The sequence below is a fragment of the Psychrobacter sp. M17(2026) genome, from assembly GCF_055699815.1.
This window is the reverse complement of record NZ_CM146741.1, coordinates 2,244,086-2,256,996: the sequence shown is the minus strand read 5'-3', so window position 1 is coordinate 2,256,996 and position 12,911 is coordinate 2,244,086. Positions and strand designations below refer to the sequence as shown.

The window sequence follows — 12,911 nt, the reverse complement described above, 5'->3', positions numbered from 1 at the left end:
AAAGAGCTGCTAGAATCATCTAGCAGCTCTTTTTTTGTAGATAGCGCTTTTGGAGCTTACGCCCTAGCATTAGAGTGCTGTCTATAGCTGATAAGTCCAAAGCATGTTACTAAAGCTTTAAAGTATAAAAAATATAAAAAGGACAAAAAATGAATAGATGGATACTTTTAATAACTTTTATATTCACTGCGCATGCTGATGATGACTGCATCAAACCTGTCACACAGCAAAAATTTGACTACGTTGAATGCATTAATAAAAAAGGCGTTTCTCGTGTGGGTAATATTGTACAAACGGCATTAGGTGATTTTCCATATCCACTGGGATTGGTTGATGCAAGCGGTAAAATTATACTGCCTGTTGACTATCACAAAATCGACTATCCACTACAATGGGAACATGACAGCTATTTAGATGACCTACCTGATGGACTGATTTTAGTGTCGAAGCGCGATTTACAAAACAACGCTATGTTTGGGAATTTGGGCATGCAAGATCAGTACGGTTTAGTCAACCCTAAGGGCGAATTCATCGTGCCACTTGGTACGTATGACGATATAAAAATGCCTTATAGCAACGGAGACAAAATCTTATTTACCGTGGTTAAAAATGATAAGTATGGCTTTATTGATACTAAGGGCAGAGTAGCCATACCTTTGATATATGATTATGCTCAAAGTTTCGAAGAAGGTTTAGTCAGCGTGAGTAAAGAAGGTAAATTCGGAATAATTGATCGTCAAAACAAAACGATAATTCCTTTTGAATATGAAGGTATTGATCTACTAAATAACTTAAATAGAGAGGATACAAATCAGTCGTTACTTTTTAGTGCAAAATTAAAAAATGATTACGCTTTGATTGACCAAGACAATCAGACGATCACCGATTTTGAGTATGATACTATCAAGGCTATTTATTTTACAAATTTATTGGTAGTCGGTAAACAGGATAAAGTAGGGGTGATTGACAACACAGGTAAACTAATCGTGCCAATAAACTATAGATTCATTGAAGATACTCTCCAGAGGACTGATTTTTATGACTTTGAGTTACCACAAGCTTATATCAAAGCAACACAAGGAGATAAAACGTATCTGTTTGATAAGACAGGTAAACTTGTGCTGATAAAATAATCATATTGAAATGAACTAATCTAATCTAGTTTCCGTAGGGTGCGCCCCGCGCACCAGAATTCAGACTTGACCATCATATCGGTGTGCACAATCGACGTCCCGCTATTTTTCGCCGAGGGTGAGCGAGGAAACAACGAAGCACTGCCTCAAACGAGTGCAAGACGTAGGCTTTTGCTGAGGGACGAGGCGCGAGCAAAACTATTAAAAATCAATAGCCCATACTCCGCATATTTCACGACTATTAAAGAACTCACATCTAGAGGCTCATCTTTTTATCTTCTTGCTTGCAAACCAACCTTTACCGCCAAATAAAAGCCACATCAAAGTCATGGGTGGGCACAAAGTTAGTTTCTTTAATTTCAAACGTCGTCGGTCCTACTTTTTTGACTTTACCTTTGCCTTTCCAGCAAAACGATACTAGCTCATTAAGATCGCGCTCTACGGTGAGTTTAAAGTTGGCTATTGGCTTAGCCCAATTCGCGCCCGTAGTTAGGATATAGCTTAGAGCTTGATAGGGACGACCACCATTCTTATTAAAGCCCTGTTGGGTTGACTTATCTACACAGAAATTTGCAAACTCTTCTTCATCTAAATGTACCGAGCCACCGACTAATGGTTTATACGCATGTCTGACTTTAGTGATGGTATTGGCCTTGAAGGTTTGCTGCCAGCTATAGATGACTTGCGAATCCCAGAAGATATAAGGGTCTTCTCTATCATCGATAAACTTATCTAGCGCCTTATTATTACAATCTAAAAGCTTCTGATTAACGTACTCAGTATCTACTTGATAAGTCCAAGGCCCCATCATGTCAGCCTCGCTAAGACCACAAGATTTGAACAATTCAGTAGTATCAACAGCGTTGTCCGCATAAGTTTTATCGCCATCTTTTATGATAATCGGATACATAAAGGTGCGCACGTGTTCAGCAGGCGTAATGGATTGATCATTGATCCACACTTGAAAGTTATTATAAGTGGCATTGGTATCGGCATAGTCTGATTCTAGAAAGCTAGGGACAGCTGGCATAGGGAATAAAACAGTCTCGGTAATGTCTTCATTAGTTAAGTTCTTAAACTCGTAATCAACGCGGATTTTATCTTTAGATATATATAAGTCTTCGCTGTGCATACTGATGTTTTTATTCTTGATGTACTCAACGCCACCTGTAGCGACATAGCCTGTAGAGTCATTTGCTTGGGCTGTAGTTACAATGAGTAGCGCTGTGCAAGCTAATTTAGTGCTCATTACAAAATAGCTTTTGAATATATTATTATAATTGTCTTTCACTTCATACCTGCCTGTTTTTTGAAAATGACACTTTCTAGTTTAAGACCAAAGTAGGTTTTAGTCTGTCTTAATCCTAGTTAAACTAATGCCAGTTTGCTAGTGTAAAATATGAGAGAGTCTAAAGACAGTAGAGCAGGAAATCGGCTACATTAGACGATAGCATGAATCATTTAATAAATCTCACACAACATTTTTACAGGTACTTTAAGATGTGTACGGCTTTTGTACTAGTACATTGCTTAGCTAAGAATATTGGCTTAGTATCAAGTACCTAGGCATTCTATAAACCCAATTAAGGAGAGCTGTTATGTCAAATAAATCAGTTGATAACAAGGCAAAAGATGATATTACTGTGAGCAAAAAGGTGCAAAAAAAGCTAAGTAAGCTGAATATGAAGCGTCAAAAAGAGCAGGGTAAAATAGACAAGGTGCGTCAAAAAGAGTTAGATAAAGTAGATAAGCAGCGTCAAAAAGAGCAAGATAAAGTAGATAAGAAGATTCAGGGTATGGTTGATGATATCAACCAAAAAGCGCTAAAAAAGCAAGAAAAAATGGATACTAAGATTCAAAAAAGAAGAAATAAAGTAGATACCGCTGGTATCGCACAAGATCAACCGTGGCAGTACTAAGAACATCAAAGAGCTATTGTTTTGATAGTCTTTGGCCCATACTTTTTTAGATAGTTGATTGCTTTTATAAAGAAAGTCTTAAAACATATTGATTTGCCCAACTGAGAAATTACAATTCTTAGTTGGGTTTTTTGTTAATCAGTTAACCGGTTATTCAATTGATTAGCTGCAACCAAATTTCCCGATATCTCCAGCGGTATCATCGTGCCCACTATACTTGGAAAGGCTGTTACCCCATAAGTATATCTATTGATAGTGCCCGTTGCCTTAAATTTGATAATAGGCTGACGCGTGGTAGGATCCGTCTCGACATTATTAAGCTTTACCTTTACTGTGAGCGGTTTGGTTTGACCTAGTACCGTAAAATTACCTGTGACGTTGGCTTCTTTAGCATTAATCATACTGACCTTTTTAGACACAAAAGTCATCGTCGGATACTGTGCGCTGTTGAGCAGCTCTTTACGGCGCAAAAAGGCATTGCGTAGATTGCCACCTGCATCGATACTGTTAGTATTCACGGTAAAATTGATCTTAGTATTAGTAGGGTTTTTGACATCATAATGGATAGAGCCATCCATCTTATGAAACTGACCTTCAACGGTGCCATTACCGAGATAGGCTACTTTAAAATCCACGTTAGTTTTGGGTACATCTAGTTGCCATTTTTGCGGTGTTGCAGCTGATGCCAGCATTGGTAATGACAGTAGCAGACTAGCGCTTAGGGTGGTTTTGAGTAAAGTAGTGGTAAAGCTATTCATAGTTATAATCCAAAAAGCAGTTCTAAAATGAGTATAAATTAAAAAGTAGTTCACAAGGGGACAAAGTTCCGCTATATTTTGCCACATATAAAGATTCGGTAGCATACCTCGTTTATCGTTTTACCTTGTACATTTAAAGTTTTATTACCTACATATCTCAGAGATAAAATCAATGTCCATGATGTCCAGTTTTAAGGGGTTTTTAGGCGAGAGTGTCATCAATATTGCCACTTGGCTCAAGCTTGAAAAAGAGAGTTATCATCGCTTAAATAATATCACACTGCCGTTAGCGAATGGCGGTAGTACCCAAATTGATCATGTTATCGTCTCAAAGTACGGTATCTTTGTCATTGAGACCAAGAACTATAAAGGCTGGATATACGGTAGTGAGAAGCAAAAACAGTGGACGCAAGCTTTTGCTAATGGCAGTAAATATAAATTTCAGAACCCACTACGGCAGAATTATTTACATATTAAGACGCTAGCAGAGCTATTAGCATTAGAGACAAACTATTTTCATTCTATGATTGCCTTTATTGGCGAGTGCGAGCTTAAGACCCGCGATGAGCTACCAGCACACGTATTAAAAGGCGGTATAGTCAGTTATATCAAGAGCAAGCAAGATGAGATATTAACGCTTGAAGAAGTCACGTCAATTGTTGAGCAAATAGAAACTAAGCGCTTTACTAAGTCATGGCGTACGAATCGTGCGCATAAAGCCTACTTAAAAGACAAGCATGCGCCTAAAGCTAACAAGCCAGATAGCAAACCTGACAATAAAGTGATTTTAAATCAAGAACAAAAACCTGCTGAACCAGATAAACAAGTAAAAATAAAAGCTACTGCAAAACAGTATGAGCAGTGGTCAGGCCAAGTGAAGCAAGACGATGTATTGTCGATGCCATTTACGAGCAAAAACGCGGTCTTTATGACACCGTTTGAGGTTTTAGATTCTGAGAGTAGTGAGATTAAAATCAAAATCAGTGAGCCTGCTAAAGCAAGTTCTCCTATAGATAGATCTACTAGCTCTAAAAAAGTCGATGACATAGCCAGTATTACGTCAGAGCCTAGTTGTCCTAAATGCCATAGCGAAATGATACAACGTATCGCCAAAAAAGGTGCACGGCAAGGGCAAACGTTTTACGGTTGCAGCCAGTTTCCCAAATGCCGTGGCGTTGTGAACAGCGTATCTTGAAGTAAAAGAGGCTTGCCATATTATGACAAACCTTTTTTATTTTAGAGCTGAATTAACTAAAAAGAACTAAGCCAATTCTGTTTGATCAACAGCTTGATTGCTCGCAAACTCAGCCTTGATAATATCCGCCAACTTTTCAGCAATCATAATCGTCGGTGCGTTAGTATTGGCGCTGATTAACGTTGGCATAATGGATGCGTCGATCACTCGTAACCCTTTTACGCCTCTTACCTTAAGCTCCAAATCAACCACCGATTGCTTATCAGGCCCCATACGGCAAGTGCCGACAGGATGATAAATCGTATCTGATCTATTGCGGATGAAGCCGAGCATACCGTCTTTTTCTAGATAAGGCGCTGGATAGTCTTCAGTTATGTAATCCGCCATTGGCGTCTCTGCCATGATAGCGCGAGTACGTTCAGCGCCTGCGATCATGTTCTCGACATCTTTAGGATGTGATAGATAGTTTGGATCTATTAATACAGCTGCTGCAGGATTATTTGATGCCAGCTTAACCGTGCCGCGACTCTCAGGACGTAGATAGCATGAGTGAACGGAGACGGCATAGCCGAGCTTTAGATCACGACCATGATTCATGACGCGCGCAATAGCAAAGTGTAGCTGGGTATTAGGCCACTCTTTGGGCGCGTTCCCTACGCTGAAGAATGCGCCACCCTCAGCATAATTTGTCGATAATATACCTGTCCCATCCTTTCGCCATTGACGCATAGCTTTAAAAAAGTTAAAGCCAGCGACGGCGCCAACCCCGAATACATCGGTGGTATTGACCTCATAATCGAACACCACATCTAAGTGATCTTGCAAGTTCTCACCGACCTCTGGCGCATCGACGATGACTTCAATATCTAAGTCTTGCAGCTGATCTTTAGGGCCAATGCCGGAGAGCATCAAGACTTTAGGAGAGCCAAACGCACCGCCACAAAGAATTACTTCGTGACGGGCTATAACGGTTTGTTTAACGCCATGTCTTTCATAAATGACGCCAGTGGCTTTTTTATTATCAGAGCCGTTATCATCATTGTTGTCGTTATCAAAAATAACTTTATTGGCTTGTGCGTGAGTGATAATGGTTAAGTTCGGACGCTCTTCTACTGGATGCAAATAGGCCGCAGCAGCTGAGCAACGCTGACCTTGTTTTTCACCATGAAAATGGGTGACTTGATACAAGCCTACGCCATCTTGTTTAGTACCGTTAAAGTCCGCATTATGATCAAGTCCGTTAGCGATGCCAGCCTCTACAAAAGCTTTGGAGATATCACGAGGGCTGAGCAAATCACTAACGTTTAACGGGCCGCTATCGCCATGCAACTCGTTGCCGCCACGTACATTATTTTCAGACTTAATAAAGTAGGGCAGCACATCGTCAAAACCCCAGCCTGTACATCCCCGATCAACCCAGCGCTCATAATCGAGTGGGCTACCGCGAGTATAGACCATAGCATTAATGGCAGAGGAGCCGCCTAAGCACTGACCTCGCGGCTGAAAGCCACGTCGATCGTTAAGATGAGTTTGTGGCTCAGTATGAAAGCACCAGTTATTTAATTTAACTGGCTTGCCAGGGACGAGCAGAATCAGCCCAGCAGGGACACGAACGGCTAAATCTTTGCCATCGCCGCCATATTCTAATAGGCAAACACTGATATCTGGGTCTTCTGTGAGGCGGCTGGCAAGGACACAGCCCGCTGAACCACCGCCAACGATGACATAATCAAAGTCCATTTTGTCTTCCTTTTAGCATCCATGCTTATTGTATTTAGCGAATAATTTGTAAATGTACTTATATCATTAAAATACTTAATGAAGCAAAATATTGTTACCTATTACTTAGTTACCTATGAATTAAGTTAATCGTAAGTTTCGTATTACGAGTACGGCCATTATGGCGCTACTACTATCAGGGGTGGTGACGACCATCTAGGACTAAGTACGAAACCAAGTTGTCTGGAACAATCAATGGTCATGTTTAGTTTTATCAACTTCATATACATTATACTTTTATATATAATAAATATGAAGTTTTGGTAGGGTTATCATTTAAGCCTATTAATAAAATACAACGAACCTCACTTTGTAGGTTAACTATGAATATCAAATTTAGAATCGTTAATACAGCGATTATGTCCGTGTTATTGTCATTTATGATGACAATGTTTATTACCTTTATAAACTTAGGATGGTCAGAAACCTTCTTTGTAAATTTCTTTAATGCTTGGAAAATAGCGTTACCAGCTGCTTTCTTTGCCGTTTTAATCATCGGTCAACCTGTACAAAATCTGACTAAGCGGATTTTGAGTACCTAATAAAATCGGCAAGATAAAACGCGGATAATGCTTTGATGACTTGACTTAAATCTCGCAGATATCAGAGCGCACAATAAAGCGTTTGCCCTCTGGTATCTCAAGTGAGAAGCTCGCGCCGCGCCCATCGACCACATCGATCGTCAAATCCGTATGTTGCCAGAGCTTGTGCTGCGCTTTGCCCATATAGAACGGACACCCTGCCAGCTCACCGATCAAGACATCTTGCCCGCCAACTTTGAATTCACCGAGCGGATAACACATCGGTGAGCTACCATCACAGCAGCCGCCTGATTGATGGAACATCAGCTTGCCATGCTTAGACTTTAATAGCTCGATTAATTCGATACCAGCTTGGGTGGCTTCAAGTTTCATAATAATCTCCTTGTCATAAAATGATTTTTATGGAATTTTTACTAAAAATAAAAAGGTCGTATCATATCCAGTGACACCATTTATAGCATGCTACTGAAAATAATACGACCTAGTGTTTATTAAACAAACTCGTTACTGAGACGTCTTTGGAGCAATGCCTCAATAACAAACGATGGATTACATAGCGTAGTCGATGACGATGCGTCCTTCGATTTGTCCTTTACGCATACGCTCAAAGATATCATTGATGTTCTCAAGTGGTTCAGCGGTTACGGTGGCTTTGACTTTGCCAGCGGCTGCCATATCTAATGACTCTTGCAAGTCGAGGCGTGTACCGACGATTGAGCCACGGATGGTAATACCGTTCAATACCGTATCAAAGATAGAGACTGGGAAATCACCTGTTGGCAAGCCGTTGAATACCACTGTACCACCACGTCGCACCATGCTTAGCGCTTGATCAAAGGCGATAGCAGATACTGCGGTTACAAGGACACCATGAGCGCCGCCGATCTCCTCTTTTAGATACTCACCAGGATCAGTGTTTTTGGCATTGACCGTAATAGTTGCACCAAGCTTTTTGGCAAACTCAAGTTTTTCATCATCGATATCGACCGCTGCGACATTGAGTCCCATCGCAATGGCGTACTGTACGGCCATGTGACCGAGTCCACCAATACCTGAGATGACCACCCAATCGCCAGCCTTAGCTTCGGTCATTTTTAGACCTTTGTATACGGTAACGCCTGCACACAGCACGGGTGCAATCTCAATAGAGTCAACACCTTCAGGGATGATACCGACATAGTTGGCATTGGCGAGTACATACTCTGAGAAGCTGCCATTGACTGAATAGCCTGCGTTCTGTTGACGCTCACACAAGGTCTCCCAGCCGCCTAGGCAGTGGGTACAGTGACCACAGGCAGAGTATAGCCAAGGCACCCCAACGCGGTCACCTTCTTTGACATGAGTAACCCCTTCGCCAACTTCTGTTATTAGTCCAACCCCTTCATGTCCTGGGATAAATGGCGGGCTAGGTTTTACAGGCCAATCACCTTCGATGGCATGTAAGTCAGTGTGACAGACGCCTGAGGCTTGCATTTTGACGACGATCTCGCCTGGGCCTGCGGTTGGGATGTCGACTTCTTCTATCTGCAAGGGCTGATTAAACTCATGTAGTACAGCCGCTTTCATTTTATTAGCCATGTTACTTTCTCCTTGTAACGATCTTGGGATTAGATGTTCTATAAACATCATTAACGCGCCGCGCCTAGTTAATGGCACAGCGCCTTTGTGATAGGCTTAAAAGAAGCCCATCGCTTTTGGATCATAAGAGACCAGCATATTCTTAGTTTGCTGATAATGATTGAGCATCATTAAATGATTCTCACGCCCGATACCAGACTGCTTATAACCACCGAATGCAGAATGAGCAGGGTAGAGGTGATAACAATTAGTCCAGACACGACCTGCTTGAATACCCCGTCCAAAGCGATAGGCCTTGTGTACACTGCGGGTCCAAACACCTGCGCCTAGACCATATAGCGTATCATTGGCAATACTCATCGCCTCATCATCGTCTTTAAAGGTTGTGACCGAGAGCACAGGTCCAAAGATCTCTTCTTGGAACACGCGCATATCATTCGTGCCCTCAAAGATAGTCGGCTGTACATAGTAGCCCTCTGCAATGCTACCATCATGTTTGGCACGTTCACCACCAACTAACACTTTAGCGCCTTCTTTTTTACCAATATCGAGATAAGATAGGATTTTCTCTAGCTGATCTGAGCTCGCTTGTGCGCCGATCATGGTATCGGTGTCTAGTGGATTACCCATTTTGATCGCTTTGACACGTTCGACACAACGTTTGATAAACTCATCATAGATGCTCTCATGAACGAGCGCGCGTGATGGACAAGTACAGATCTCGCCGCTGTTAAGCGCAAACATCACGAGGCCTTCGATAGCTTTGTCTAAGAATTCGTCATCTTCATCCATAACGTCGGCAAAGAAGATATTCGGGCTCTTACCACCAAGCTCTAGGGTGACGGGAATGATATTCTCACTAGCGTACTGCATGATCAAGCGACCCGTAGTGGTCTCACCTGTAAAGGCGACTTTGTTGATGCGTGGGTTAGAGGCGAGCGGCTTACCGGCTTCAACACCAAAACCATTGACGACGTTAAGGACGCCTTTGGGAAGAATATCTGCTGCACCAATGATATCGAGCATAAATAGAATAGAGGCAGGCGTTTGTTCAGCAGGCTTTAGGACGATACAGTTACCTGCAGCAAGAGCTGGCGCAAGCTTCCATACGGCCATCAAGATTGGGAAGTTCCAGGGAATGATCTGACCGACGACGCCAAGGGGTTCATGAAAGTGATAGGCGACAGTGTCGTTATCGATTTGACTAAGGCTGCCTTCTTGTGCGCGAATGGCACCTGCAAAATAGCGGAAGTGATCAATGGCGAGTGGAATGTCAGCGGCTAAGGTTTCGCGTACGGGCTTACCGTTCTCGTAGCATTCAGCGATAGCGATTGCTTCTAGGTTGGCTTCCATACTATCAGCGATCTTAAGCAAAATATTGGAGCGCTCAGTCACGCTGGTTTTGCCCCAAGCGTCTTTGGCGGCATGAGCGGCATCTAATGCCTTTTCGATGTCGGCTTCTTTAGAGCGTGCTACTTGACAGATGACTTTGCCATCGATAGGGCTAGTGTTGTCAAAGTATTCACCATCGACGGGCGCTGTCCATTCGCCATTGATAAAGTTGTCATATTTTTCTTTAAATTGAACGCTGCTGTCGTTGGTGTTCGGATACGGGTATAACATAAAACACTCCTTGTCGGATTATTGTTTAAGCACTTTTGCTATGGACTTACTTTTGCTAGTCTTGCCATAAGCCGGTTTTACTAAAAATAGTAATGACTTATAACTTAGCTAACCTAGCCAGCCGATCTTCTTGATCTGATGACTGTTCTATCATACTGAACTTTTGACCACACTGATAGTTATTTTTTAGTATATTTTTATTGCTCGCCTATAATTGATAGTTTGTAAAGCTTAACGGTTTAAAAGGTTTGTAATCTGCGAGTAGCTGTTATAATTGTTGCCAATATTTTAGGGAGTAGCGCTTAATAGCGTTAATACCTGCTCATTCAAAAATCTACAAATTGGTTTAAGTTTATGCGTCAATCTTCTGCTCTTAATATTTTGCAAACGGGTCAAAATGTATTTTTGACAGGCTCTGCAGGTTCTGGTAAGACTTATACTCTTAATCAATATATCAATTACTTGCGTGCGCGTCGGGTGCCTGTTGCAGTGACAGCCAGTACGGGTATTGCTGCCACGCATATGAATGGGACAACGATTCATAGCTGGTCAGGCATCGGTATAAAAGATGAGCTATCGGATCGTGATTTGACCAATTTGTCACGCAAGCAGTTTTTGGCAGATAGGCTCAAAGATACTGCTGTGCTAATCATTGATGAGATATCGATGTTGCATGCCAAGCAGCTCAATTTGGTCAATCAAGTGCTCAAGCACGTCCGTAAGAGCGATAAAGCCTTTGGTGGTATTCAGGTAGTAGTCGCGGGAGACTTTTTTCAGCTGCCTCCTATTGGTAGTAAGGGAGAGAGTAATCGCGATAAGTTTGCTTTTATGTCTGAGGCGTGGCTAGATGCTGAGTTTCATATCTGCTATTTGAGTGAGCAGCACAGACAGGTCAGTGCGGTGGCAGAGGGTGGTCTTGATTTAGATGATATTTTGAATCAAATCCGTCGTCAGGATGTCAGTTTTGAAGCTATTGCAGCACTTGAGGCGACTTATGATCAAGATGTCGATATCAAGCGTACACGACTCTATACCCATAACTTGAACGTTAATAAAATCAATGATAAAGAGCTTGCTGAACTAAATGGTGAGATGAAGCGCTTTGATGCAACCTCCATTGGTGAGGATAAGCTGGTCGATACGCTCAAAAAAACAGTACGAACCCAAGATGAGCTGATCCTTAAAGTCGGCGCAAAAGTCATGTTTATTAAAAACAACACTGAGCTTAATGTCTCAAACGGTACGATGGGTGAGCTGATTGGTTTTGCCGCTGTAAAAGTCGATGACAGCGCTAATAAGACAAAAGCTAAGAGCGATGCCAAAGCAGACATGAGTGATGATGAAGCTATTGCTTTTGGAAATGAAGCTGACGATGATAAAGCTATTAATGCTAAAACAAAAGATAAGTCAAAAGAAAAAGCTAAGGCTGAGGACAAAAAAACAAGCACACAAAAGATGCCCGTAGTACGGCTTAATTCAGGGCGAGAAGTCATTGCTGAGCCAGAAGAGTGGATCATTGAAGATGAAACGGGCGACGTGCTTGCAAGCTATAGTCAAGTGCCGTTGTGTTTGGCATGGGCGATTACGATTCACAAGTCGCAAGGTATGACCTTGGATGCGGCCGAGATTGATCTATCGCGTACCTTTGAGCTGGGACAAGGCTATGTCGCGCTATCGAGGCTGAAGTCGCTGGCAGGTCTACAGCTACTCGGTATGAATACTATGAGCTTACAGCTTGATCCACTCGCGCGCGGTGCTGATAAGCGCTTTTTAGCGCTATCAGAAGAAGCAGATGCCAACTATGCCATGTTAGACGCAAAAAGCATGCAGCAAGCTCATGAAAAATTTGTGACTCAGTCAGGCGGTACCAACAGTAAAACTATCATTGATGCTTACGCGACCCTACAAAAAAAGCGCCGCGAGCAGCAGCAAATACTACAAGATAAAAAGCAGTCAAAGGGTAGCCAAGTCGCTGATAAATCAGACACAACCTTGCTAGAGACTAAGCGATTACTAGAGGAAAGCCTAACGATTGCCGAGATTGCGCAGACGCGCGAGCTTGCACAATCGACTATTATGCGCCATATTAGTGAGCTCAAACATCAAGATCCAAGCCTTGCTTGCGATCACTTGCGCCCTGATGATGAAATAATGACAGCGGTTGGCACGGCTTATGTCGCCATAAAAGTCGCTAATAATCCCAATGATTTCAATGATGATGGCAGTGCTAAATTACGCCCTATCTACGACTATCTCAAACAAAACGTCGATTATAATACTATACGTTTAGCGCTAATTTTTATTAGCCCTTAATTTATAAGCGAATAGTCTTTTATCTGTTTTAACTCTGATTCTCACCTTTTGCTAAACTTCGTTTTTCTACC

Annotated in this window: 11 protein-coding genes; 5 read left to right on the top strand and 6 right to left on the bottom strand. The window is 42.1% G+C overall.

Annotated elements, in window-relative coordinates; genetic code table 11:
• The first annotated feature begins 149 nt into the window (after positions 1–149).
• Positions 150–1,133 carry a WG repeat-containing protein gene (locus ACR63T_RS09560; RefSeq protein WP_472783833.1) on the top strand — a complete coding sequence of 328 codons (984 nt, stop codon included), beginning with the start codon at positions 150–152 and terminating at the stop codon, positions 1,131–1,133.
• A 298-nt stretch (positions 1,134–1,431) separates the two neighbouring features.
• Here ACR63T_RS09560 and ACR63T_RS09555 read toward each other — a convergent pair whose 3' ends face one another.
• Positions 1,432–2,382: a DUF4424 family protein gene (locus tag ACR63T_RS09555; protein ID WP_472783832.1), complete on the bottom strand. Its 951-nt coding sequence runs from the start codon at positions 2,380–2,382 to the stop codon at positions 1,432–1,434.
• Between the two features lie 349 nt (positions 2,383–2,731).
• Here ACR63T_RS09555 and ACR63T_RS09550 point away from each other — a divergent pair, with 349 nt between their 5' ends.
• Positions 2,732–3,052: a hypothetical protein gene (locus tag ACR63T_RS09550; RefSeq protein ID WP_472783831.1), complete on the top strand. Its 321-nt coding sequence runs from the start codon at positions 2,732–2,734 to the stop codon at positions 3,050–3,052.
• Between the two features lie 134 nt (positions 3,053–3,186).
• Here ACR63T_RS09550 and ACR63T_RS09545 read toward each other — a convergent pair whose 3' ends face one another.
• Positions 3,187–3,810, bottom strand: coding sequence for a YceI family protein (locus ACR63T_RS09545; protein ID WP_201569732.1), 624 nt, complete (start codon positions 3,808–3,810; stop codon positions 3,187–3,189).
• 172 nt (positions 3,811–3,982) lie between these two features.
• On the opposite strand from ACR63T_RS09545, the gene ACR63T_RS09540 reads away from it, so the two are divergent.
• Entirely contained in the window at positions 3,983–5,005 is a 1,023-nt protein-coding gene (locus tag ACR63T_RS09540) for an NERD domain-containing protein (protein WP_472783830.1), read from the top strand.
• Positions 5,006–5,071: 66 nt separating this feature from the next.
• Here ACR63T_RS09540 and ACR63T_RS09535 read toward each other — a convergent pair whose 3' ends face one another.
• Positions 5,072–6,745 (bottom strand): GMC family oxidoreductase, encoded by a 1,674-nt coding sequence (locus tag ACR63T_RS09535; RefSeq protein WP_472783829.1) that lies wholly within the window; start codon positions 6,743–6,745, stop codon positions 5,072–5,074.
• A 362-nt stretch (positions 6,746–7,107) separates the two neighbouring features.
• Here ACR63T_RS09535 and ACR63T_RS09530 point away from each other — a divergent pair, with 362 nt between their 5' ends.
• Positions 7,108–7,326: a DUF2798 domain-containing protein gene (locus ACR63T_RS09530; RefSeq protein WP_201569729.1), complete on the top strand. Its 219-nt coding sequence runs from the start codon at positions 7,108–7,110 to the stop codon at positions 7,324–7,326.
• A gap of 45 nt (positions 7,327–7,371) precedes the next feature.
• Here the strand turns inward: ACR63T_RS09530 and ACR63T_RS09525 are convergent, their stop codons facing one another.
• The 3 genes from ACR63T_RS09525 to exaC form a co-directional block, all read right to left on the bottom strand.
• Positions 7,372–7,698 carry a DUF779 domain-containing protein gene (locus ACR63T_RS09525; protein ID WP_201569728.1) on the bottom strand — a complete coding sequence of 109 codons (327 nt, stop codon included), beginning with the start codon at positions 7,696–7,698 and terminating at the stop codon, positions 7,372–7,374.
• A gap of 177 nt (positions 7,699–7,875) precedes the next feature.
• Complete coding sequence (gene adhP, locus ACR63T_RS09520; protein WP_201569727.1) at positions 7,876–8,904, bottom strand: alcohol dehydrogenase AdhP; 1,029 nt, start codon at positions 8,902–8,904, stop codon at positions 7,876–7,878.
• Positions 8,905–9,000: 96 nt separating this feature from the next.
• A complete protein-coding gene (gene exaC / locus ACR63T_RS09515; protein WP_472783828.1) occupies positions 9,001–10,527 on the bottom strand; it encodes an acetaldehyde dehydrogenase ExaC in 1,527 nt (508 codons plus the stop codon).
• Between the two features lie 354 nt (positions 10,528–10,881).
• Here exaC and ACR63T_RS09510 point away from each other — a divergent pair, with 354 nt between their 5' ends.
• On the top strand, positions 10,882–12,840 hold the full coding sequence (locus tag ACR63T_RS09510; protein WP_472783827.1) for an AAA family ATPase: 1,959 nt from the start codon (positions 10,882–10,884) through the stop codon (positions 12,838–12,840).
• The last annotated feature ends 71 nt before the right edge of the window (positions 12,841–12,911 follow it).